Here is a 24,564-nt window from a genome sequence, read left to right as displayed (position 1 = left end):
TCCTTGATCTGCTTGCTTCTCATTTCCCTCACGATTTGTGAATAGATTAATTTCTATATCTCGTGATTGGTTGTTTTTAACTCTATATTAAATAGAGAGAAATACTAAAATGGCGATTACTCGGTTATTGCTTCTTCAAATCATTATCTAGTTTTCAAGGAACAAGGCCACTGATTTCAATCACATCGTGATTCTACATCGTAGCGACTCTTCATGCTGCCTTGCGACGAGCTGAGGAATACATCCTCGAATCTTCTGCGGCGCAGGAGCAAATATTGAGAAATTAAAATCATTTTAAAAATGATGATAATTCCCTCAAAACTGAACGAACAAGTAACGTCTTTTATTGAAGTATCAAGTACTTCAAATCTTCCTTAGAAAGGAGGTGATCCAGCCGCACCTTCCGATACGGCTACCTTGTTACGACTTCACCCCAATCATCTGTCCCACCTTAGGCGGCTGGCTCCAAAAGGTTACCCCACCGACTTCGGGTGTTACAAACTCTCGTGGTGTGACGGGCGGTGTGTACAAGGCCCGGGAACGTATTCACCGCGGCATGCTGATCCGCGATTACTAGCGATTCCGGCTTCATGCAGGCGAGTTGCAGCCTGCAATCCGAACTGAGAATGGTTTTATGGGATTGGCTAAACCTCGCGGTCTTGCAGCCCTTTGTACCATCCATTGTAGCACGTGTGTAGCCCAGGTCATAAGGGGCATGATGATTTGACGTCATCCCCACCTTCCTCCGGTTTGTCACCGGCAGTCACCTTAGAGTGCCCAACTGAATGCTGGCAACTAAGATCAAGGGTTGCGCTCGTTGCGGGACTTAACCCAACATCTCACGACACGAGCTGACGACAACCATGCACCACCTGTCACTCTGTCCCCCGAAGGGGAAAGTCCTATCTCTAGGATTGTCAGAGGATGTCAAGACCTGGTAAGGTTCTTCGCGTTGCTTCGAATTAAACCACATGCTCCACCGCTTGTGCGGGCCCCCGTCAATTCCTTTGAGTTTCAGCCTTGCGGCCGTACTCCCCAGGCGGAGTGCTTAATGCGTTTGCTGCAGCACTAAAGGGCGGAAACCCTCTAACACTTAGCACTCATCGTTTACGGCGTGGACTACCAGGGTATCTAATCCTGTTCGCTCCCCACGCTTTCGCGCCTCAGCGTCAGTTACAGACCAGAGAGTCGCCTTCGCCACTGGTGTTCCTCCACATCTCTACGCATTTCACCGCTACACGTGGAATTCCACTCTCCTCTTCTGCACTCAAGTCCCCCAGTTTCCAATGACCCTCCACGGTTGAGCCGTGGGCTTTCACATCAGACTTAAAGGACCGCCTGCGCGCGCTTTACGCCCAATAATTCCGGACAACGCTTGCCACCTACGTATTACCGCGGCTGCTGGCACGTAGTTAGCCGTGGCTTTCTGGTTAGGTACCGTCAAGGTACCGGCAGTTACTCCGGTACTTGTTCTTCCCTAACAACAGAGTTTTACGATCCGAAAACCTTCATCACTCACGCGGCGTTGCTCCGTCAGACTTTCGTCCATTGCGGAAGATTCCCTACTGCTGCCTCCCGTAGGAGTCTGGGCCGTGTCTCAGTCCCAGTGTGGCCGATCACCCTCTCAGGTCGGCTACGCATCGTTGCCTTGGTGAGCCATTACCTCACCAACTAGCTAATGCGCCGCGGGCCCATCTGTAAGTGATAGCCGAAGCCATCTTTCAGCTTTCCTACATGAGTAGAAAAGAATTATCCGGTATTAGCTCCGGTTTCCCGAAGTTATCCCAGTCTTACAGGCAGGTTGCCCACGTGTTACTCACCCGTCCGCCGCTAACTTTTGGGAGCAAGCTCCCGCAAGTTCGCTCGACTTGCATGTATTAGGCACGCCGCCAGCGTTCGTCCTGAGCCAGGATCAAACTCTCCAATAAATTGTGAGTTGATTAGCTCATAAATGTCTTTTTAAAAAAAGACTAAAAGTTAAACGTTGACGTTTTTGTTCGTTCAGTTTTCAAAGAACTATCTTGTCGCTCAGAAGCGACTTTTTAATAATAACAGTTTCACCAAGCTGAGTCAACAACTTTTTTAAAACTATTTAAAACTATTTTCGCCGCCGTTTGCGGCAACGGATATAAATATACCACCATTAATGCTATTGCGCAATAGGTTTTTTTGTTTTTTTAAATATAATAAGAAAGTAAAAATATTCATATTATTTATTCAGAAATATGAGCTTCTATAAACAAAAGGCAAGGCACCTTTTTATTGTGCCTTGCCTTTATTATATTATTAACGATGGCGCATAAGTGGGAAAAGAAGCACATCTCTAATAGATGAAGAATTCGTTAATAACATAACGACGCGGTCAATCCCGATCCCTAATCCACCTGTTGGAGGCATGCCATATTCTAATGCTTCGATGAAATCATCGTCCATCATATGAGCTTCATCATTACCCTGTTCACGTTCTTTTAACTGAGCTTCAAAACGCTCTCTTTGATCAATTGGATCATTTAATTCAGTAAATGCATTTGCATGCTCACGAGCGACAATGAACAACTCAAAACGATCCGTAAATCTTTGGTCTTTCTCATTTTTCTTAGCAAGAGGCGAAATTTCTACTGGATGTCCGTAAATAAATGTTGGCTGAATTAACTTTTCTTCTACCTTTTGCTCAAAGAATTCATTTACAACGTGGCCATAAAGCATATGCTCGGTTACTTCAACTCCATGTTCCTTTGCTAGAGCATGGGCTTCTTCCTTAGACATCTCTTTCCAGAAGTCAACTCCTGTATATTCTTTAATGGCATCAACCATATGAAGTCTTTTCCACTCAGGTTTAAGGTCTACTTCGTATTCGCCATATTGAACAGTAGTGGTACCAAGCACTTCTTGTGCGATATGGGCAATTAAATTCTCTGTCAAACTCATAATATCACGGTAATCAGCATAAGCTTCATATAGTTCAATCATCGTAAATTCAGGATTATGACGAGTTGAAACCCCTTCGTTTCGGAAAACACGGCCAATTTCATAAACCTTTTCTAGCCCACCGACAATTAGACGCTTTAAATGCAGCTCAATAGCAATTCTCATGTAGAGCTCCATATCTAATGCATTATGATGAGTAATAAACGGACGAGCTGATGCACCGCCGGCAATGGAATGCATCATTGGTGTTTCAACCTCTAAATATCCTTGGCTATCTAAGTAACGGCGCATTGATTGAATAATACGGCTGCGCATAACAAACGTCTTTTTACTTTCATCACTCATAATTAAATCTAAATAACGTTGGCGATAGCGCTGTTCAACATCCTTAAGTCCGTGGAACTTATCAGGAAGCGGACGTAATGCTTTCGTTAAAAGCTCAAACGCTTGTACTTTTATAGAAAGCTCGCCTACTTTTGTTTTAAAAAGCGTTCCAGATACTCCAACTAAATCTCCAAGATCAGCAGAATCGAAAATTTCATAGCTCTCTTCTCCTACTGCATCAGTACGGACATAGATTTGAATTTGGCCAGATAAGTCTTGAATATGTGCAAAACCAGCTTTACCTTTTCCGCGCTTTGTCATAATACGGCCAGCAATCGTTACTGAAATATTTTTTTCCTCTAATACTTCTTTTTCAAGTTCTCCATATTGATCGATTAAATCCTGAGACTGATGAGAACGCTCAAATCTTTTCCCAAATGGATCTAGCCCTTTCTCACGCAGGCTATTCATTTTTTCCCTTCTGACTATGAGTTGGTCATTTAATTCCTCATGATTCTGACTCACTTATATCATCTCCAATTTGCAAATCTTTTTATGTAAAGCGTAAAACTGCTAAATAAAAGTCTTTATACTTTTTTATTTTACACAAAGTAAGCAGCACACACACCAATAATGTTTTTAAATAGAATAAAAACTGCCAGCTAATACACTGGCAGTCCTCTTTGCATCAAAAGTATTATAGTTAAAGAAGCTAGTGATGTCAAACATTACCCAGCTTGGGTCAGGCTTCTTTCCTTCTCTTCAGCCTCTATAACAATTGCATTTAGCAAGGCAACAAGATCCTCTCTTGTTTCGCATGTATTGATGGCGTTTCTTGCATTTGCGTTTCCGCGGATCCCTTTTAAGTACCATGCCGCATGCTTACGCATTTCACGAACAGCTATATTCTCATTTTTCAAAGCAATCAAGCGGTCAAGGTGAAGGATGCATACATCAATTTTATCGCGAATACTTGGCTCTCCCATTAATTCTCCTGTTTCCAAATACTTAACAGTACGATAGATCATCCACGGGTTTCCAAGTGCAGCTCGGCCGATCATGACACCATCACAGCCAGTTTCTTCAAGCATTCGCTTAGCATCCTGAGGGGTCTGAACATCACCATTTCCGATTAAAGGAATGTTGATGTTCTGCTTTACTTCGCGAATGATATCCCAATTTGCTTTTCCCTCATACATTTGCACACGTGTACGTCCGTGAAGAGCAACCGCTTTTCCCCCGGCACTTTCAACGGCTTGAGCGTTGCGGACAGCGTAAATATGATCTTCATCCCAGCCCATTCGCATCTTAACAGTAACCGGCTTCTCTACAGCATTCGTTACAGCCGAAACCATTTCATAAATTTTATCTGGGTCCAGCAGCCATTTTGCCCCCGCATCACATTTTGTGATTTTCGGAACAGGGCAGCCCATATTAATATCAATAATATCAGCATTTGTACTCTTATCTACAAATTGAGCCGCTTCAATTAAGGTTTCCTTTTCTCCGCCGAAAATTTGCAGACTAAGCGGCTTTTCACGTTCATCTATATAAAGCATATTCATTGTCTTTTTATTTTTTAAAACAATTCCTTTGTCACTGACCATTTCAGCACATACAAGCCCCGCTCCAAATTCTTTAACAGTCAGACGGAATGCTGAGTTGCACACGCCAGCCATAGGAGCAAGCACGACTCGATTTTTCAAATCAATGTCGCCAATTTTAAACAAATGACAAAACCTCCTTTTTAAAAAATCTACAGGCTTCAATTATTCATTTTCCTCCGGCGGCGCTAAATCTTCAACGGTAATATTTAGCAAGCCGGCGATCCGCTCAATTAAATCAAGTGCAGGCATACGGTTTCCCCTTTCAATCTCACCAAGAATGGAAACAGATACACCTAGCTCCTTTGCAAAACCCTCTTGTGTATAGCCTTTCAATTTTCGAAAAGCGCGAATACGTCTTCCCCATTTATCTGCTTCCATATCCGTACTCCCTCTCTATCAGGAATTTCCTCTAAAACCTCTTGAAGAAGAATGTCCATCGTCGGAAGCTTGATGCCGGAATGAATCTCTAAAAGAGGAATGATGACAAAGGCTCTCTCATGCATCCGAGGATGGGGAACAGTTAATTTCTCTGAAATAATATTTTCTTGATTATACAGTAAAATGTCAAGGTCTATCGTCCTAGGACCCCATCTAATACCCCTTTTTCTGCCAAGGTTTTTTTCAATTTCCAAGCAGGCGCTAAGTAGTTCAAAAGGGCTTAAATCGGTTTTCACTCCAATGACCATGTTCAAAAATTGGTCTTGATCTTCGTAGCCAACCGGATCTGTTTCGTAAATGGATGAAACATGCACCACCTTTACACGCGGTACCAAATCAATACTTGCAATAGCATCTTTTAAGCTCTCAAACCGATCCCCGATGTTAGAACCTAAAGCTATGTAAGCTTCATTATTCATTATCCCCTGCTCCTTGTTATTTCAACTGCAACCGATTCATAGTGGCCAGGTATAGGTGGGTCAGGCTTAATCACCTTTACAGTCACTTGGGAAATAGCGTCAAAATGATTAAGCATTTCCCCGGCAATCTTTTCCGCCACAGCCTCCACAAGTTTAAAAGGCTTTCCTTCTACAATATCCTTACAAACGTGATAAAGCTCAGCGTAATTGATGGAATCTTCAAGATTATCTGTTTCTCCAGCCCTTTTCAAATCCGTTTCTACCGTCAAATCTACAAAAAAACGCTGCCCAAGGCGGGTTTCCTCAGGAAAAACACCATGGTACCCATAAAAGGCCATTTTATTTAAGGTGATTTTATCCATTGAGATCAGCTCACCTTCCCGACAAGTGCATCCATCATAATAGCCATTCGCTTCATTTCCTTGACATCATGAATACGGATAATCTGGCATCCTTTTTGAATTCCATAACAAACGGTTGCACCTGTTCCTTCCAGCCTTTCTTCAACAGGCAAATCAAGAACCTTCCCTACCATTGATTTCCGAGAGGTTCCTAATAGGACTGGATAGCCTATTGACACGAGCTTATCCAAATTTCTCATCATTTCAAGGTCATAGGTTAATCCTTTCGCAAAACCAATGCCAGGATCTAAAATAATATTTTCATTCTTAACGCCAGCATTTTTCACTAAAGTAATGCTTTCAAATAAATCATTTAGAACATCTCGATAAAAATCTGTATAATCAATATTCATTCGATTATGCATTAATATAATGGGTACCTGCAAATCGGCAGCAACCCCGGCCATGTCGGGATCAGCCTTTGCCCCCCAAATATCATTAATAATGTGGGCGCCGGCTTTAATCGATTGCCTAGCCACTTCCGCTTTATACGTATCTATTGAAATTGGGACTTTAACTTCTTTTGAGATGGCCTCTATCACTGGGATAACCCTTCCCAGCTCCTCTTCCACTGACACAGGATCAAAGCCAGGACGTGTTGACTCCCCGCCAATATCAATGATATCAGCCCCGTCCTTTACCATTTGAAAAGCGCGCTCGACCGCTTCATCCATACGGTTAAACTTTCCCCCATCTGAAAAAGAATCAGGAGTCATATTTAAAATCCCCATAATCAGTGTTTTCTTGCTGTAGTCTAATGTATAAGGTCCACATTGAATTTTATTTTTCAAGAACAAATCCTCCCTCAAACATCTTTTCTGCTCCACAACCCCGTGCACTGCTGCTCATAAAGCTTTTGAAGAGCCTTTACCTTTGCTCCCGATACTCCAGGCATTTCCTTCCCATCAAACGAGGAGATTGGAACAATTTCTTGAATGGAATTCGTGACAAACATTTCGTCCGCCTCTAGAGCCTGATCCACTGTGAAAAACCCTTCTTGAATATCCATCCCAATAAAATTAGCCAGTTTGATAACAAACTGTCTTGTTATTCCGTTTAAAATGCCAGTTTCCATTGCCGGTGTGAAAAGAATATGATCCTTTATCCAAAACAAATTCGAAACAACACCCTCAGCCAAGAATTCTTCCTTCGTTAGAAAAATCCCTTCACAATTTGGCGAATCGCCAATTTCTCTTTTTGCTAAAATATTATTCAAATAATGATGTGATTTGAGTCTTTCAAAGCCTTCTGGTGTATTACGCTTTAACCTCAGTGTCACTGCCCTTTTCTCCTGCAATGGATTCCTTGGCGGAAGAGGCTTTGCAAAAATAATCAAATTGGGGTGGTCATATGGCTCAGTTTGAAGCCCGATCTCCCCTATTCCAGCCGATACATTTAATCGAAAATATGCATCACCCAATTTATTCTCCTTCAAAAGGAGCTGAAGGGCATGTATGATTTCTTCCCGTGTGTACCGGACATGAATATTCAACTCATTTAAACTATTGTTCAACCGCTCCAAATGGTCGTCCAATAAAAATGGATGACCGTTATACGTTCTAAACGTTTCAAACAAGCCCATCCCATACAGAAAGCCATGGTCGAATGGAGAGATAAACGCCTCTTCCCTTCGAACAAGCTCGCCGTTCATATATAAATACAATTTTCACTCCCCCTATCTGCCATAAGAGTGAAGGAAATTCTTTAGTAAATCCTTACCCGCCTTCGTCATAATCGACTCCGGATGAAATTGCACACCTTCGACAGGCAGCTCTTTATGGCGGACAGCCATGATTTCACCCTCTGAAGTCCAAGCAGATACTTCTAAACAAGAAGGGAGTGTTTCCTTTTTAACAATTAACGAATGATATCTTGTCGCTGGAAATGGATTAGGCAAGCCTTGAAAAATGGTTTTTCCATCATGATAAATATCGGAGGTTTTTCCATGCATGAGCCGCTCTGCCTGAACAACCTCCCCTCCAAACACCTGTGCAATCGATTGATGCCCAAGACATACACCGAAGACAGGTATTTTACCAGCAAAGGCTTCGATTGCTTCTAAGCTTATACCTGCTTCATTTGGACTGCATGGGCCTGGTGAGATCATCAGAAACTTTGGCTGCAGTTGATCAATACCAGCAATAGTGATTTCATCGTTTCTTTTTACAAATAATTCCTCGCCAATCTCACCAAGGTATTGAACAAGGTTAAACGTAAATGAATCATAATTATCAATCATCAGGATCATTAATATGCACCTTCTTCCTGTTCAGCCATTTCTTTCGCCTTCCATAGGGCAATGGCCTTTTTTAAGGATTCCTCATATTCATTCTTTGGATTTGAATCAATAACAATACCAGCACCTGCTTGTACATGTGCTTTTCCTTCTTTTACAATCATCGTGCGGATAATGATATTTAGTTCAACATCCCCGTTAAAATTAATCCACCCTAAGGACCCAGTATATGGCCCTCTTGTCACAGGCTCCAGCTCCTCAATAATTTCCATCGTCCGGATTTTCGGAGCACCCGTAATCGTTCCTCCAGGGAATACAGCATCTATTAAGTCAAAGCCATCCTTGCCCTCAGCAAGCTCTCCTCGCACATTCGAAACTATGTGCATGACGTGAGAGTATTTTTCGATGACCATAAATTCATTTACTTCGACGGAACCAAAAGCACAAACACGCCCAAGGTCATTTCTCTCTAGGTCGACAAGCATCACATGCTCAGCCTGTTCTTTTTCATTTTCAATTAGTTCATTCGCAAGCTTCAGATCCTCTGCCTCATCTCTTCCCCGAGAACGAGTACCAGCGATCGGACGCGTGCTCACTTCCTGACTCTTTTTCTTTATTAATAATTCAGGTGAACCGCTGACAAGCTGGTACTCAGGCGTGTGAAAATAGCCCATATATGGTGACGGATTGAGCACCCTTAGCTGATCATAAACATCAATACCCTCTACCCGAATTGGCCGGCTTTGACGAACAGAAAGATTTACCTGGAAAACATCTCCCTGAGAGATATAGTCCTGCACCTTTCCAACTGCTTGAATAAATTCCCCTTCACTCATGGAAACCTCAAGCTTGTCCTCTATATTCCGAGGCTTTTTTTTGAGCAATGGAGGGTATTCTTCCGTCCAACGGGACTCCCACTCTATCGCTTTCTCTTCTAGTGATTGCTCATCTTCATTTTCGCCATACAAAAACATGATCCATAAAACATGATGTATTTTATCAAACACAAACCATTCTTTAAAAGTTAAAAAATGGATGTCGGGAATATGCAAGTCATCCTCAGCGATATTAGGCAAACGCTCAATATAACGGCCATAATCATAGCTGATCAAACCTATAGCACCACCCTGGAAGTCAGGCACATCATCTACTCTCTCAACCTCGTACTGGCTCATCCATTCCTTCAATAAGTGAAGGGGGTTTCCCTCGAGCACCTTTTTTCCATCCGACTGGATAACTTCTAATTTTGATTGCTTACCAATTAGCACGGTATCAGGGTCAAACGCAGCAATGCTGTATTGTCCCCCTCTCCCGCTTTCCAATATGACATGATGCTGCTTACCCTCAGCTAAATGTCGGTATTGCTTATAAAATTGTTCAAAAGTAAAAGGGATTTTTTTTGCGTGTATGTTAAATTTTTTCACAGGATTTTCACCTCTACATATTTATCTTTTTCCATCATACATGAAGATGGCTTAGAGGAAAAACAAAAAAAGCAACAGCTAAGACTAAGCTATTGCTTTACGGTCAATTATTCTGTTTCAAATTGATAAAGCGGTGTACTTAAATAACGTTCCCCATTGCTTGGAAGGATGGCAAGAACCTTCTTCCCTTTACCAAGTTCTTTCGCTACCTTTAACGCTGCTGAAATGGCTGCTCCTGAGGAAATTCCGCCAAGAATTCCTTCTTCCTTCGCTGCAAGTCGTGCATATTCAAATGCCTCATCATTCGAAATCTTAAGGACTTCATCATAGATTTCTGTATTAAGAACCTTCGGAACAAAACCAGCACCAATTCCTTGGATTTTATGCGGGCCAGGCTTTCCACCTGAAAGAACTGGTGAATCCGTTGGTTCAACTGCATAAATTTTAATATTATCGTATTTTTCACGAAGTACGCTTCCCGCACCAGTGATCGTTCCACCCGTACCGATACCTGAAATAAAGGCATCAAGCTGATCACCCATCTGCTCAACAATTTCTTTACCTGTAGTACGGCGATGGATTTCAGGATTAGACGGATTTTCGAACTGCTGAGGCATAAAGTAGCCATGCTCCTTCGCCAGTTCATCAGCCTTTCGAATAGCCCCATTCATTCCTTCAGGTCCTGGAGTTAACACTAGATCCGCACCATAGGCACGAAGCAGATTGCGTCGCTCCATGCTCATTGTTTCCGGCATGACAAGAATCGCCTTATAGCCTTTTGCGGCTGCAATCATCGCAAGGCCAATTCCAGTGTTGCCACTAGTAGGCTCAATAATGGTTGAACCTTCCTTCAAGAGGCCGCTCTCTTCTGCTGCCTCTATCATGGCCAAGGCAATACGATCCTTCACACTGCTTCCAGGGTTCATATATTCTAATTTCACATACACATCTGCACTATTTTCATCTACAAGTCGATTAAGCTTAACAATCGGTGTTTGACCTACTAGTTCTGCAATTGAATTTGCTAAACGAGGCATTTTCCCCACTCCTTAATCCGAGTATTTATATTGGTTTAATTAAAATTTAATACTTATAGGCGACAATGTCAAATGTTTTCTATGAGAAAAGGCTGATTTTTACAAAAGTTCATACTTTCGCCTATTCTTCTATAAACTATCCTTCTTAGTAAGAAATCATGCCTGGACCTAAATTTATTATTTTCTGCAGAAAAAAAGATGACCCAGTTCGTGCTGAGTCACCCAGTGAAGGGATCTTAATGTGCTTCTGTCTTCCCATAAAACCATTCGACATCTAATTCATTCCAAAGAGGCCTTGCAGAAACTGGTGAATCCATTTGTTCTAATGCAATTTGTCGGCGGATTCCGTCCTTTACTTCCTTATAGGAATATTCTTTTCCTTTAACATATTCATGTAAAATGACAATTGCGTAGCCGTCATCCATCTTAATTGCCTTGCTCCATTTACCTGGCTTAAGATTTTTTACTTCTTCAATAAAGGATTTCGAGTAGCGTTCATTATCCTCGTTGATATATCCGGCATCACCGCCAAAATTGGCTGTAAATTCATCAAGCGAGCGCTCCATTGCCAGGACAGAAAAGCTAGAACCTTGTTCTAATTCCTTTATAGTCTGGTCTGCCTCTTTCTTTGTTTTAACAAAGATTTGAGAAATATGATAGGAGTCTGACAAGATAAACTGGCTTTTATTTTCCTCGTAATAACTTTTTATTTCTTTTTCAGAGATTTTTGCATCCCTTGTCAAAAGTTCTTCAAGCATTAGACTGCTTCTAATTTGCTGTCGCCATTTATTCTCGTCAGATGCTTGATAGCCGCCAGAGGATCCGTACATCGTTTTGAACATATTTAATTCACGTTCAACTGCTTTATCTGAAATTTTAACACCGTACTTTTTTCCGGCTGTTTCAATCACTTTTTGATCAATAAGCTCTTTTAAAACCTCTTTCCCATATCGTGATTCCATTTCATTTAGCCAGTCCTGCCGTGTAATCTTCTCTTTCCCAACGGTCGCCACTGTTTCATTATTACCTAAGCTGCCTTTTGCAAGAAAAAATGCAATCGTTAAGCAATTTAGCAAAATCAGTCCAACAATAATGAAACGCAGCTTATCCTTTTTCAGCCTCTCCTTTTTCAAAGTTCAGTCTCCCCCAAAGCCTTTTTACTCTGCACCTCGTTTTAATTCCTCTAATTCATCCTTTGAATAATGATATACTTCGTTGCAGAAATGGCACTGTGCCTCTGCTTTCCCTTCTGAATCTATCATATCCTGTATTTCATCAGCACCTAAGCTCGTAATAACGTTTCCAAATCTCTCTTTTGAACAGGTGCAAGTAAAGGAAACAGGCTGTTTATCTAGAATTTTGAGATTTTCTTTTCCTAATAGCTCTACCAATAATTCCTCAGGCGTTAAACCTTGCTCAATTAATTTAGATACTGGCGGAATTGATTTTAACCTATTTTCGATTTGACTTATCGTCTCGTCTTCCGTTCCAGGCATCAGCTGCAAAATAAATCCACCGGCTGCAAGGATCGTGTTATCCGGATTTACTAGGACGCCTACTCCAACGGATGATGGCGTTTGCTCGGAAGTAACAAAATAATAGGTGAAGTCTTCTCCTAATTCACCTGAGACAATCGGAACTTGTCCTGAAAAATTCTCCTTCATGCCAATATCCTTAATAACCGTTAATGTCCCTGTTGTGCCCACCGCGCGGCGGACATCAAGCTTGCCCTGTTCATTTAAATCAAAATGGGTTTGCGGATGAGTGACATATCCACGCACCTCGCCTTTAGAATTACTATCTACTAAAATGGGACCGATTGGGCCGCCGCCTTCAATTTTGATCGTAATCTTTTCATCGCCTTTTAGCATAGCTCCCATCATGACACCGGCAGACATCGTTCTGCCAAGTGCAGCTGAAGCTGTCGGCCAGGTATGATGCCTTCTTTGAGCCTCTCCAATAGTTTCTGTTGTACGAACGGCATATGCCCGGACTTGTCCATTAAACGCAATTGCCTTCACTAAATAATCACTCATTTGCAATCTCCTTTCTGTTGCCTTTACATGCTGTTCTTTTCTTTTGCACTTTCCATATTACGCTTATAAATCAGCTGAAGTCCTTTTAATGTTAAAAATGGATCAACAACATCGATAACAGCTGACTCTTTCGCAATTAATCCTGCTAATCCTCCAGTAGCAATAACTGTTGGGTTTTCCTTTGCCTGCTCTTTTATCCTTTTTACAATTCCCTCTACTTGACCAACATAACCAAATAAAATTCCAGCCTGCATGGCAGAAACGGTATTCTTCCCAATAATGCCTTCCGGACGGGCAATTTCAATTCGAGGAAGCTTAGCTGCTCTAGAATATAGAGCCTCTGTTGAAATACCGATACCTGGGGCAATCGCACCGCCCATATATTGTTTTTTCTCGTTTATATAACAATAGGTTGTAGCCGTGCCAAAGTCGACAATAATGAGCGGGCTTCCATAATCATGTATCGCAGCAACCGCGTTAACAATTCGGTCAGCTCCAACCTCTCTCGGATTTTCATATTTAATATTTAAGCCAGTTTTGATTCCGGGTCCAACAATTAGCGGTTTAAGATGAAAATACTTTTCACACATCCGCTCAAGCGCTGTCATTATAGGCGGGACAACAGAGGAGATGATAATTCCATTAATGTCAGCAAAGGTTAACTGCACATGTTCAAATAAAGATTTAATCACAATCCCGTATTCATCTTCTGTTTTGTGCCGGTTTGTCTCTATTCGCCAATGATATTTAAGCTTATCCCCATCATATACACCTAATACCATATTCGTGTTCCCAATATCAAAAACAAATATCAATATTCTCACCACTTTATATTTGAGTTATAAGTTGCAATTAACAGCTTTTTCACTGAAAACATCATAACATAACTTGAATGGGATGGTGTAATCGGAAATTAAAAAGCGCTCAAAATGAGCGCTTTTACATAACTATTCTTTTTTATCTTCTCCGATAGCAGGAGGATTTTCCATTTCTGCAGGCGTTGAATTTTCTCTTGTCTCAGGGATCTCACCAGTGACTGCATCGTCTTCTTTATTGATGTTAATATTTACTTTAACGTCATTTGAAGATGCGTCATCTTCCTTAACAACTGTGCGTTCTGGCAATGTTCCATGATCCATTAAATGCTTAATTTGTTCCGCATCGAGAGTTTCAACCTCAAGCAGGGTATTGGCAATCAGATCAAGCTTCTTACGATTTTCTGTAAGAACCTTTCTTGCCTTTTCATAGCTTTCTTTAATAATACGCTGAATTTCTAAATCAATTTCATAAGCAATGGCATCAGAATAATTCTGATCATTGTTGAAATCTCTTCCTAAGAATACTTGGCCGCCTTGTGATTGACCGAATTGCAGCGGTCCAAGCTTATCGCTCATTCCAAACTCAGTAACCATTCTGCGCGCAATCCCTGTTGCACGCTGGAAGTCGTTATGTGCTCCAGTACTTACTTCACCGAATACAATTTCCTCAGCAACGCGTCCGCCAAGCAAGCCAACAATTTTGTCAAGAAGCTCTGGCTTCGTCATAAAGAAGCGGTCTTCTTTCGGAAGCATAACGGCATATCCGCCAGCCTGGCCACGAGGGACAATGGTAACCTTATGAACCATTTCTGCATCTTCAAGAACAACACCAGTTACAACATGGCCAGCTTCATGGAACGCAACGATATTTCTTTCCTTTTTCGAAATGACTTTGCTTTTCTTAGCAGGACCGGCAATAACACGGTCTGTAGCCTCGTCAATATCTATCATATCGATCTTTTTCTTATTTGAGCGAGCCGCCACAAGTGCGGCTTCGTTTAATAGATTTTCTAAGTCAGCACCAGAGAAGCCTGGTGTGCGTTGGGCAATCGCCTTTAGATTCACTGAGTCGTCTAAAGGTTTATTTCTAGCATGTACCTTAAGAACAGCTTCTCTTCCCCTTACGTCAGGGCGATCCACTGTGATTTGACGGTCAAAGCGTCCCGGACGAAGTAAGGCTGGGTCCAGGATATCTGGACGGTTTGTCGCTGCAACGATAATAATTCCTTCATTTGCACCGAATCCATCCATTTCTACCAGTAACTGGTTTAGCGTTTGTTCACGTTCATCATGACCGCCGCCAAGTCCTGCGCCACGCTGACGACCAACCGCATCAATTTCATCAATAAAGATAATACAAGGTGCATTCTTTTTTGCATTTTCGAATAAATCACGGACACGTGAAGCACCGACCCCGACAAACATTTCAACGAAGTCCGATCCGCTAATGGAGAAGAACGGTACTCCTGCTTCACCTGCAACGGCACGTGCAAGCAATGTTTTACCAGTTCCCGGAGGTCCGACTAACAGAACTCCTTTAGGAATTCTTGCCCCTAATTCAGAGAACTTTCTAGGGTCCTTCAAGAATTCAACGACTTCAACAAGCTCCTGTTTCTCCTCATCTGCGCCCGCAACGTCTTTAAAGCGGACTTTCTTTTTACTCTCATCATAAAGCTTTGCTTTACTTTTACCGAAATTCATCACACGGCTTCCACCGCCCTGTGCTTGGTTCAGCAAGAAGAAGAATAAAATGAAAATGATGATGAATGGAATAATGGAGGTGAAAAATGTGACCCAGCCGCTTGTTTCCTTCGCTGGCTGAAAATCTACTTCCGATTTCTGCGCAAGTGCGTCAATACGATCAAGGATATTATCACTATTCACAACATAAGTTAGGAAGTACTTCCCTTTTTCATAGCCTTCAAGCTGCCCTCTAACTTCATAAACGCCTCTTTCCGGCTGCATGGTAATAGACGTTATTTCTCCACTTTCTAAGTAAGTGACAAATTTATCATAAGAAATTTGCTCAGTCGGTTCATTATTGCCATTAAAAAAGCTGACAACACCTATAATGACTAAAAATATCAATAAATAAAAGATGGTGTTCCGGAAAATCCGATTCATCCCTTACCTCCTCCCACGGTTAACAAACTATAATGTATAGTAGCATAGTGAATTGCGACAATTCAAGGAATTACCCTTCTCATGAATGGAAATATTCTAGATGCAAATAAATCTTCATCATCATTAACTTGATTTTTTTGCTTAATTGTTGTTACTATATATTTCCGGCTTTAGAACCCCGATATACGGCAGGTTGCGATACTTTTCAGCGTAATCTAAACCATAGCCTACAACAAATGCATCTGGAACAATAAAGCCAACATAATCTGCTTGAAGATCGGCTTTCCGGCCTGTTGGTTTATCAAGTAAGGTGACAATTTTAATTGACTTTGCCTTACGGTAGCGGAATAAATCAACTAAGTAGCTTAAAGTTAAGCCGCTGTCGATAATATCCTCAATAATTAGAATGTCCCTTCCTTCCACTGAAGTATCCAAATCTTTTACAATTTTGACCTCTCCCGAAGAAACAGTTGAGTTTCCATAGCTGGAAACATCCATAAAGTCCATTTCTAAGTAAGTGTCCATTCGCTTTAATAGATCACCCATAAAAGGCATTGCCCCTTTTAAAATGCCAATGGCAAGAGGAAAGCGATCCTTATATTCCTCCGTCAGTTCGGCAGCAAGGGCCTTTGTTTTTGCCTGAATTTCTTCCTCCGAAATTAATACCTTTTCAATATCATTTTTCATCTTACGTGTGCCCCCTAGAAGTTCATCGCTTGCCATAAAGTGGTAATTATATCCTTACTGTTATGCGTTAATCAAAATCATTTCTCCATATAAGATAAAAGGATATAACGGGAATCAGAATGGCAGCCGGTAGAATATTGAGATTCCTTTAACCCTGGTATCCATAAGATTTCACCTTTGCTATCCGTTACAATGGGCCAAGTATTTCGCTCCTGCAACGGCACCTTCTTATCAATAAAAATATCCTTAACCTTCTTGGACCCCTGCATCCCTTTCAATTTCATACGGTCTCCATTTTCTCTTGTGCGAATAACAATCGGCAAGGAGATGGCGTTACAGTCTAATAGAAGGGTGTGGGGCTTGAAGCCTTCCCCTGAACCTTGGGTATATTCAAATACTATACTGCTGCCGGTAGGCAGTTTAACCTCTCCGGGTCCAGCTATTTCAAAACGATAAGATTGTACAGAATGAGAACGAAATAGAAAATAGCATTTTTCGTATGAACGTACAATATTCAAACCGCTTGGGAAATGAAGGGTTCCGGATGGATGAGGATTGCTTATTAATGAAAAAACATTTTCTGTATGTAATGCAGATAAAGATGCAGGTTTTTTCTTATAAAGATAGTTTAATATTAGTTGAATACCTCTCCTTTGTAAAGGCATTGGCATTGCTTGAAAGTCCCTAATATTTAGGATTATTTCCTGAGCAGATTTCTTATCCATTACTTTATTCATTTTTTGGACAGTTAATTCCTGCAAAAAAAACTCATCACTTTGAATTTCTTCGCTAAAACGCTGAAAATGCTCGTGAACTTGAGGATTTTCCTTTCTAAGGAAAGGCATTATTTCCTTGCGAAAGCGGTTTCGGCTATAAATCCCCTTATCATTGCTAGGGTCTCTTCTTGGGTCCAAATCATGCTCCAGGCAATACTCCTCAATTTGCATTCTATTTAGACATAGAAAAGGACGAAGAATTTGCCCTTTTCCAAAGGGTCTTAAAAAAGCTATTCCTGCCCTAGCTTCCCCCGAACTTCCTCTTGTTAGCCGCATAAGAATGGTTTCAACTTGATCATCTCCGTGGTGGCCCAAAACGAGATAATCTGTTTCATGATTACTCATTACTTTTTCAAAAAATTGGTATCTGCACTCTCTTGCTGCAATCTGTGAGCTTTTTCCAGTTTTTTGAATGTGTTGCGGAACATTTACTCGTTCCATTTCAAACGGAATCTTCCTCGCTTCGCAAAACTGCTGAACAAATTTTGCTTCTGCTAAAGATTCTTCCCCTCTAAACATATGATCAACATGCGCTGCAATAATTTGAAGATTGTACTGTTCTTTTTTGCTCCATAAAAAATGAAGCAGGGCCAATGAGTCAGGCCCGCCTGAAACACCTATCAATAGCTTCTTATTGTCTAGCTTCAAGCCTTTTCTCTGAAGAAATGCTCTTACTTTGTCATCTAGCATATGCTTCTTCCTTATCATTGAATTTACATTGTCATTCACTCTATAAAATAAATTCTAAAATTAGTTAAAGCATACCATTTTAAATGGATACATTTCAAAAGAAACTCTGCTGTTAGACTAATTGTCCATATATATAAATGACATATAAAAGGGATATGATTAGAAAGATTAGGACGGTTTCTAGAGCGCCTCCCCTCTTCTTCTTCTTCTTTATATAGGATTGACGACTTACCGTTGTATTATTTTTTTGTGCTTGTGTTTGCTTTCTTTGAGGAGTGCTATTCACTTTTTGAGGCTGAGGTTTTTGCTGTGGTTGAGGCCGGTTCAATTGTAATATGGACTGCCTCATTTCTTCTGCTGAATTAAACTTTCCCTGTAAAGCCTTCAAGATCACCCCTTCAAATTTTAGAAGCTCTTTCTTTTGCCTCACCATAAAAATTAGCTGTTTCAAATCTCCTGATGTTTTGTGAAACCTTTTTGGATAGGCGATATTTATTAAAATCATTGCAACTGCAAAAAGATCATAAGTGGGATCAGCTTTTCGTGAGCCAAGCCCCCAATACCCCCGATCAAAAAACTCCGTAAATTCCTTTATGGCCCTTCCCTGTATGGTTGTACCTCCAACATCTATACAACGAATTCTAGGTGGTGGGCCTGTTACAATTAAGTTTTCTGGTTTAAGGTCACCGAATACCCATCCGCTTTCGTGAAGCTTATGTAAATCACCTAAGAGCTGGAGAATGACAACCTCTGTCCAAGATGGTCCCTTTTCTTGAATAAATGTTAAGAGATCTGGTCCCTCGATAAATTCCATTACATAAAAGGATACTTGCCTGCCACTCCATATCCAATCATCAACATCAAGCAAAGAAGGTCCAAGGGCAGAGCCTGGGACCTTTGCAAAGGATTTTAATACATTCACCTCTGATGTAACGGACATGCTGTTATCACTCATTTTTAATGCAACCCGCTGACCTCCGGAATTAGCCAAAAAAACGATACCATTCGCCCCAAGCCCTAGTTCCTTCAAAATGGTATAACGGTTGTGATGCCACTTTCCCTCGATAACCGTCCCTGGATTAAGTTTAAACTGATTCTTCAAAGAATGATTCATCATCACGGGAAAGAAGACTCCTTAATGAGCGTTTTTTCTTGAAATGAGATAAAGCTTCACGTATGGCAGGGCCAGTCGGGGTGATGCCGCCTGTTGTTAATTTACCGAAAATACTTGTTAGGGCACCTAGATTAGGAGACCAATCCAGAAGCTTTTCGACTTCCTTCTTCTTCCCCGGAAATACAAATACTGAAAAACGATTGTCTCCAGAACGCGCATTTAGGCTTAACGATAAATCTAGCAATGCTTCCTTTACGGTAGGGAGCTTATGTGCCATACTAGCGCTCGTATCCACTAAAACAAGCACCTCAAGTTCCACGGTTTCTCCAAGCTCATCGACAACCTCCATGACCTCGCCTCTTTGATCAGGCGGAAGATCCTCTACCGTTTTCGCTCCACCAAGGATTTGCTGCAATTCGCGGTTCACAACTCCTTGAAGTGTTTGCGTCATCGCTTTTCGCGTAACCATTTGAACCGTTTGCGAAAGCTGCTTGGCATAGACAATCTGACTTATGCCTCCGCCTGACATCGCAATTCCTTCAATTTCACTCATGCTCTTTTCATCTATTACGTCCTTTTCCATCACTCCAATGACATTTACAGTAATTCCTTGCTCTTTTGCCAGGGCAGCCATCGCCATTGGATCTTCACCTTGGTTAGAGCATCCATCTGTTATTAAAAGAATTTGCTTTAACGTACCGGTTTTCATAAAGGTCTCCCCTCCATTTTTAAATTCATCTCCATTTTCGGCTTCGAGGAGGGGAATTATACATATTACCGGATGATTTAGGTTAAATTAACTAATTAGCTTTTTTACGTAGCGAATGGACCGGGATACTTGTCCATTTTGGCGTATTATGTTTAATCTTAGCGACAACTACGGTCATGTCATCTTCAATATATCCAGATCTAGATCGGATGACCTCCTCCATAATTAAATCAGCCACGTCCTGCGGATCCTCGGTTTTTAACTCGCTAAGCTTTCTCTTCATCCATAAGTCAAAGTTTTCTACATGCTTCGGCCCTTCAAAGATTCCATCACTCATCATGACTAATAAATCCCCAGCTTTAAGCTGCTCACTCACAACATCCACTTCAAACTCTTGAAATATGCCCATTGGCAGATTGCTAGCTTCGACTTTCAGAATTTTAGTTCCTCGTTTAATAAAGCTCGGGGTAGAACCTATTTTCAAAAATTCAACTCCTGCGTTTTGTAGGTCAATCATAGCTAAGTCTAAGGTTGAGAATATTTCATCAGTTGTGCGCAAAGCTAACACAGAATTGACTGATTTAATCGCCACCTTTTCCTCAATGCCTGATTGCAGGATTTTTTGTAAAAGCTGGAGCGTTTCTTTGCTTTCTATATGCGCCCGTTCGCCATTGCCCATTCCATCACTAATCGCTATCGCAAATTTCCCGCAGCCTAATTCGATCGTAGAATAACTGTCTCCTGAGATAAATCCGCCTCCTTTTGCAGCATGTGCAACCCCCGTTTCCACTGTAAACGCCTTAGCCGATCGGAAGGTAACATGGCAAAAGCCATTCGGATAAGTAGAGCATTCTTCTGAATTTACAACAATCGATTCTCCCAAAATATCTGAAAGCATAGGAGCAATCAGCTTCTCACATTCGCCATGCCCTTGGCAGTAAGGAATGGTCATATCAATATCGACATTTCTCTGTTCAAGACTATAGATCTCAACTTGTTCGATATGAATCCCAAAATCCTGCAAAGCCTCAAGAATAAGCTCCTCCTGCTTATGATGATTTTCCCGCTCTCTTTGGATCTCTTTAGCGAAATCCCCCATCACCTCTGAAACACCGCGCAATTGATCTGCGACCAGCTTTCTGCTTTCCTGCACCTGTTTCTTAAGCTTTTGATTTGCGTAGTAAAAGGTGAGCTCCTGCCCAATCGTTTCTGTCACTTTCTTTGATCTCGTACAATGCTTTTCCCATTCCCTTGAAAGGCGTGGTGAAATTTCGCCATGGTTTTCATCCAAATCATTCATAATCTCTTCCATATAGGCATATGTTGAATCAAAGTTTCTTGTCCAACAATGATCCTTTTTAAAGCACGATTGACAGGTCTTACTTGTTACATTGCTTAACAAGTAATCAAGGTCCCGATCCGATTCGCCTTCTTCCCATTCAGTCGGTTCATCATAGGATGAAAAGCTTTTTGAAAGCGCTTGAAAAACATTTGAAAATTGAGCTACCCTTTGAGCAGTAACATCACGCATTTTCCGCATGTACTGCTGCTGTTCAGCAGCATACTCAGGTGTGCCTGGAATATGCTTTGCAAGCTTAGTTGATAATGCTTGAGGCGTCAGAAGGAACAGGAAAATAGCGGCAGACGTTTCCAAAACAGTTTTTAATAGATTACTGCTTTCTTCTCCGTACATCCCGATTAATAGAGTAGCAATCAACAGTCCAGCGGCAACGCCAATTTTTCTTCCTTCTTTTAATAGGCCGCCAAGAAGACCAGCGAAGGCAAGCAAGCTCATATGATAGAAGCTGGAAACATTCGCAAGGCTGAAAATTAAGCCCGTTACCACTCCTACTGTCGATCCTACAGTTGCCCCGGCAACAAATGCAAAAAGCAGGACTAGATATCTCGACATAATATGTTCCACAGAAAGATCATAGACAGACCAGCCAATCGTACCCGTCATAACAGAAGCGAGCATTATAATTAAGCAAACAATTTCTTCCGTTTTCAACGATTGCCTGCGCTTGCTAATCGATAACAGAGGAATACTTTGGATAAAGATAAGCGTAAGGATGAAGCCAAGGCTTGCTTCTACCCCTGCCATCATTCCGTCATAGACGGTTAGCTTTTTTGTCAAAATAAAATTCTGCAATAACTTTCCACAAAGCAATGTAAAGAATACAAAAAATGGCAATGATCGCATTTCATTATAAAGCCACTTTTTTGCAATTCGAAAGACAAAGAGAAACATAAAGGTGATTCCAAAAGCGGAAACCGCATTTGGAATAGAAATAGTAGCAGCACCAGCAATTAATCCAACTAATGCGAGGGGGGCTTTATCCCTTCTAATGAAATAAACCGCAGCAAAAAACGGGAGACTAAAAGGAGTAAGCTTGGCCAATATTAACGCCCTGCCAAGTAAAAAACCAATCAACAACAGAAGATAGCCCTTTTTGAGAAAAAAGGTTTCCATCCCTAACTGAAATTTATTCAATCCCTTTGCGAATTCCAATTTTGGTCTGTTTAAATTTACTTCTCCGATCGGTTCGATTAAATTCCTTTCTACCTTTGCCATTTTATTTACACTCCCCATCCTTTATCGTATTGCTTATTATAAATTCAATGGGGCTAGAAGTTTGTCATAATAGCAGACAAGCTTGTATTTTTCGTTCGACTCATTTCCCCGTAAAGCCCAAAAAGAAAACAAAATGTTCTAAATAAACATAAAAAAGACAAGTCCTTTACGACTTGTCTTGAATGGGAATCTTAAACGTTCAACCCTGCTAAATAATTATATATATCAAATAAGCAGCAAGTTAACCTCGTCTAGCGCCTCTTCCCCCACGCTTCGATTCAGTATTACGTTTTAATGATGACAGACGATCTTCACTATCCTTTAAGAAACGAGCCATTTTAGATTCGAAATTTTCTCTTGATGGACGATTATCGTTTGCTCTGCCTTGACGTGGACGTTGGGAATGTGAATGTCCTCTAGACTCTCTTCTTTCGCCTCTATCAGGTCGATCCGGTCGATCCGGTCTTTCTGGTCTTTCAGGTCGATCCTTTGCCTTTTTAATGGAAAGACCAATCTTCCCATCCTTTTCGACATTAATAACTTTTACTTCGACCTGGTCGCCAACTTTAAGGTGATCATTAATGTCCTTCACATAATTGTCAGCGACCTCGCTAATGTGCACCAGACCTGTTGAGCCTTCCGGTAACTCCACAAACGCTCCGAAATTTGTAATTCCTGTTACCTTTCCTTGTAACTTGCTGCCCACTTCGATTGACATAAAAAGAAATTGCCTCCTTGAAAGATATAAAAATACTTACTACATATTATACCGAACTTAAGAAAAGAGTTCAATACAAGGTCTAATTAGATGTTTCATCCTTTTTTTCCTTTTTTTCCTTTTTTTCAGGCAAATTAAAGATGACCTCGTTGTTTTCCGACAGGAAGTAATCCTTTCTAGCAAGCTTGGCTATGTACTCATCATCATTCAGCTTGACAATTTCCTCTTCGAGGGACACTTCCTTCTTCTCTAATAAAGCCAATTCCTGTTCCAGCTTCTGTTTCTCGGCTGTCTTTGCCTCGATCGATGAGGATTGCGAAACGAGTGTGGAAATCATGGAAAAGGATAGAACGATGGCACCTATGAAGAAGACTGCTAATCTTCTATATAAGAGCCGTCTTTTCCTTCCCGATTGAATTTCTTCGGCCTCCTGCTGCTTAACATAGCTTGTATGAATTTTGGCTACATTCCTATTCTTGATGGCACCCATTTCGCATCCCTCCTTACTTTTTATATTTTTTCAAGATTGTTATCCACTTAGTTATGTTATTCTTTATCTTTTTTGAAACTCCTGCCATTCTATTATAAATCTTCTCGACTGATTTTTTAAGACCTTTCGGCAAAACTTTCCACAATAACAACAAAAGCCACTTGAAAGGGAGAAGAATGACCTTACATATGACTATAATAATCTTGAATATTAATTTTAAAAGAGCAAAAAGTCCCTTCTTTATCATTAATAGAAAATAAATAACAGCAAGGATGAGTCCTCTTATTGGTTTATAGATCATATAATGAAACAATTTTAATACAAAGCGATAAATAGCGACAATTAATGAGATGACAATCTCCAGCAGACGCAGATATAATCCTTTAAATAAGCTTTGATAGGCGGCAAAGCCGCATAAAAGGGCAATAAAAATATAAAATCTCAGTTCACCGCGGTTAACGATAAATAAAATATAAAAAATAGCCAGCCCTTGTACAACCCAAAAGAGGATATCATTGATAAAAACGATCCAGCTTTTGCGATTACTGCGTTTTAGAAAGCGGTTGTATGTATCAAGAGCTGCACCAAAGAAACTACCCATGCCAATCATCGCTAGCATGGTGATAAATTGGGTCGATAATGTCATCGGAATAACTTGCTAAAGAAGCCTTTAGCCTTATCTCCATGCTGATCATCTAAATAAACGAGATCAAATATTTTCCCTTTTATGGAGACGACCCCTTTATCGACATCAAGGTTTTTCATCTGCAGGTTCTGCCCTTTAATCGCCAGAAAGCCCATTACAGTATCTAATAAGAATTCCTCATTATCAAAGCTCTCTACCTGCTTAACCCCTGTAATATCCAAAAGCCTTCTTCCACGCATAATAACATCATGGTCCTGAACATTCGACTTTGTTGAATTTTGCTCATAATATTGGCTCATCTTACATCCCCTCACAATCACAAAGTACAAGCTTTTTGTACATGTTATGAGAGCAGGACAAGAAATAG

The 24,564-nt window shown here is 41.0% G+C and carries 23 protein-coding genes and 1 rRNA gene; all 24 read right to left on the bottom strand.

All coding sequences use genetic code 11. From position 1 onward, the window contains the following. Nucleotides 1-378: 378 nt before the first annotated feature. A 16S ribosomal RNA gene (locus RRV45_RS00450) occupies nt 379-1,928 on the bottom strand. Between the two features lie 358 nt (nt 1,929-2,286). Continuing rightward, nucleotides 2,287-3,777 (bottom strand): lysine--tRNA ligase, encoded by a 1,491-nt coding sequence (gene lysS / locus RRV45_RS00445; protein WP_315666841.1) that lies wholly within the window; start codon nt 3,775-3,777, stop codon nt 2,287-2,289. A gap of 203 nt (nt 3,778-3,980) precedes the next feature. Next, nucleotides 3,981-4,982, bottom strand: a complete 1,002-nt coding sequence (gene dusB / locus RRV45_RS00440) for a tRNA dihydrouridine synthase DusB (RefSeq protein ID WP_315666840.1) — start codon at nt 4,980-4,982, stop codon at nt 3,981-3,983. Between the two features lie 39 nt (nt 4,983-5,021). After that, nucleotides 5,022-5,237 carry a helix-turn-helix domain-containing protein gene (locus RRV45_RS00435; RefSeq protein WP_315666839.1) on the bottom strand — a complete coding sequence of 72 codons (216 nt, stop codon included), beginning with the start codon at nt 5,235-5,237 and terminating at the stop codon, nt 5,022-5,024. Beyond that, nucleotides 5,189-5,716 (bottom strand): 2-amino-4-hydroxy-6-hydroxymethyldihydropteridine diphosphokinase, encoded by a 528-nt coding sequence (gene folK, locus RRV45_RS00430; RefSeq protein WP_315666838.1) that lies wholly within the window; start codon nt 5,714-5,716, stop codon nt 5,189-5,191. The genes RRV45_RS00435 and folK overlap by 49 nt, the downstream gene beginning before the upstream one ends. Next, nucleotides 5,716-6,078 carry a dihydroneopterin aldolase gene (folB, locus tag RRV45_RS00425; RefSeq protein ID WP_315666837.1) on the bottom strand — a complete coding sequence of 121 codons (363 nt, stop codon included), beginning with the start codon at nt 6,076-6,078 and terminating at the stop codon, nt 5,716-5,718. Before folB ends, folK begins: the two co-directional genes overlap by 1 nt. Before the next feature lie 5 nt (nt 6,079-6,083). Beyond that, nucleotides 6,084-6,848: a dihydropteroate synthase gene (folP, locus tag RRV45_RS00420; protein WP_315668895.1), complete on the bottom strand. Its 765-nt coding sequence runs from the start codon at nt 6,846-6,848 to the stop codon at nt 6,084-6,086. A 74-nt stretch (nt 6,849-6,922) separates the two neighbouring features. Continuing rightward, a complete protein-coding gene (pabC, locus tag RRV45_RS00415) occupies nt 6,923-7,780 on the bottom strand; it encodes an aminodeoxychorismate lyase (protein WP_315666836.1) in 858 nt (285 codons plus the stop codon). Nucleotides 7,781-7,792: 12 nt separating this feature from the next. Further along, nucleotides 7,793-8,365 carry an aminodeoxychorismate/anthranilate synthase component II gene (pabA, locus tag RRV45_RS00410; RefSeq protein WP_315666835.1) on the bottom strand — a complete coding sequence of 191 codons (573 nt, stop codon included), beginning with the start codon at nt 8,363-8,365 and terminating at the stop codon, nt 7,793-7,795. Then, nucleotides 8,365-9,777 carry an anthranilate synthase component I family protein gene (locus RRV45_RS00405; protein ID WP_315666834.1) on the bottom strand — a complete coding sequence of 471 codons (1,413 nt, stop codon included), beginning with the start codon at nt 9,775-9,777 and terminating at the stop codon, nt 8,365-8,367. Before RRV45_RS00405 ends, pabA begins: the two co-directional genes overlap by 1 nt. A gap of 107 nt (nt 9,778-9,884) precedes the next feature. Next, nucleotides 9,885-10,814: a cysteine synthase A gene (gene cysK / locus RRV45_RS00400; protein WP_315666833.1), complete on the bottom strand. Its 930-nt coding sequence runs from the start codon at nt 10,812-10,814 to the stop codon at nt 9,885-9,887. 236 nt (nt 10,815-11,050) lie between these two features. Next, on the bottom strand, nt 11,051-11,947 hold the full coding sequence (locus RRV45_RS00395; protein WP_315666832.1) for a peptidyl-prolyl cis-trans isomerase: 897 nt from the start codon (nt 11,945-11,947) through the stop codon (nt 11,051-11,053). 24 nt (nt 11,948-11,971) lie between these two features. Continuing rightward, a complete protein-coding gene (hslO, locus tag RRV45_RS00390) occupies nt 11,972-12,850 on the bottom strand; it encodes an Hsp33 family molecular chaperone HslO (RefSeq protein WP_315666831.1) in 879 nt (292 codons plus the stop codon). Between the two features lie 23 nt (nt 12,851-12,873). Beyond that, the gene (locus tag RRV45_RS00385) at nt 12,874-13,665 is read right to left on the bottom strand and encodes a type III pantothenate kinase (protein WP_315666830.1); all 792 of its coding nucleotides are present in this window, start codon (nt 13,663-13,665) and stop codon (nt 12,874-12,876) included. Nucleotides 13,666-13,797: 132 nt separating this feature from the next. After that, nucleotides 13,798-15,792 carry an ATP-dependent zinc metalloprotease FtsH gene (gene ftsH / locus RRV45_RS00380; protein WP_315666829.1) on the bottom strand — a complete coding sequence of 665 codons (1,995 nt, stop codon included), beginning with the start codon at nt 15,790-15,792 and terminating at the stop codon, nt 13,798-13,800. A gap of 141 nt (nt 15,793-15,933) precedes the next feature. Continuing rightward, on the bottom strand, nt 15,934-16,479 hold the full coding sequence (gene hpt / locus RRV45_RS00375; protein ID WP_315666828.1) for a hypoxanthine phosphoribosyltransferase: 546 nt from the start codon (nt 16,477-16,479) through the stop codon (nt 15,934-15,936). Between the two features lie 77 nt (nt 16,480-16,556). Continuing rightward, complete coding sequence (tilS, locus tag RRV45_RS00370) at nt 16,557-17,945, bottom strand: tRNA lysidine(34) synthetase TilS (protein WP_315666827.1); 1,389 nt, start codon at nt 17,943-17,945, stop codon at nt 16,557-16,559. 112 nt (nt 17,946-18,057) lie between these two features. Next, on the bottom strand, nt 18,058-19,062 hold the full coding sequence (locus RRV45_RS00365; RefSeq protein ID WP_315666826.1) for a serine/threonine protein kinase: 1,005 nt from the start codon (nt 19,060-19,062) through the stop codon (nt 18,058-18,060). Beyond that, nucleotides 19,031-19,768: a vWA domain-containing protein gene (locus RRV45_RS00360; protein WP_315666825.1), complete on the bottom strand. Its 738-nt coding sequence runs from the start codon at nt 19,766-19,768 to the stop codon at nt 19,031-19,033. Before RRV45_RS00360 ends, RRV45_RS00365 begins: the two co-directional genes overlap by 32 nt. A 91-nt stretch (nt 19,769-19,859) precedes the next feature. Continuing rightward, the gene (gene spoIIE, locus RRV45_RS00355) at nt 19,860-22,343 is read right to left on the bottom strand and encodes a stage II sporulation protein E (RefSeq protein WP_315666824.1); all 2,484 of its coding nucleotides are present in this window, start codon (nt 22,341-22,343) and stop codon (nt 19,860-19,862) included. A 241-nt stretch (nt 22,344-22,584) separates the two neighbouring features. Further along, a complete protein-coding gene (locus RRV45_RS00350) occupies nt 22,585-23,061 on the bottom strand; it encodes a S1 domain-containing RNA-binding protein (protein ID WP_315666823.1) in 477 nt (158 codons plus the stop codon). Between the two features lie 82 nt (nt 23,062-23,143). Beyond that, on the bottom strand, nt 23,144-23,551 hold the full coding sequence (locus RRV45_RS00345; protein WP_315666822.1) for an FtsB family cell division protein: 408 nt from the start codon (nt 23,549-23,551) through the stop codon (nt 23,144-23,146). A gap of 13 nt (nt 23,552-23,564) precedes the next feature. Next, nucleotides 23,565-24,197, bottom strand: coding sequence for a spore cortex biosynthesis protein YabQ (gene yabQ, locus RRV45_RS00340; protein WP_315666821.1), 633 nt, complete (start codon nt 24,195-24,197; stop codon nt 23,565-23,567). Continuing rightward, nucleotides 24,194-24,496 (bottom strand): sporulation protein YabP, encoded by a 303-nt coding sequence (gene yabP, locus RRV45_RS00335; RefSeq protein WP_066301926.1) that lies wholly within the window; start codon nt 24,494-24,496, stop codon nt 24,194-24,196. The genes yabQ and yabP overlap by 4 nt, the downstream gene beginning before the upstream one ends. Nucleotides 24,497-24,564 lie beyond the last annotated feature (68 nt).

This window comes from Bacillus sp. DTU_2020_1000418_1_SI_GHA_SEK_038 (assembly GCF_032341175.1).
Lineage (GTDB): Bacteria > Bacillota > Bacilli > Bacillales > Cytobacillaceae > Cytobacillus.
Note: the sequence above shows the minus strand (reverse complement) of the source record. Positions and strands in the feature narration are given on the sequence as shown.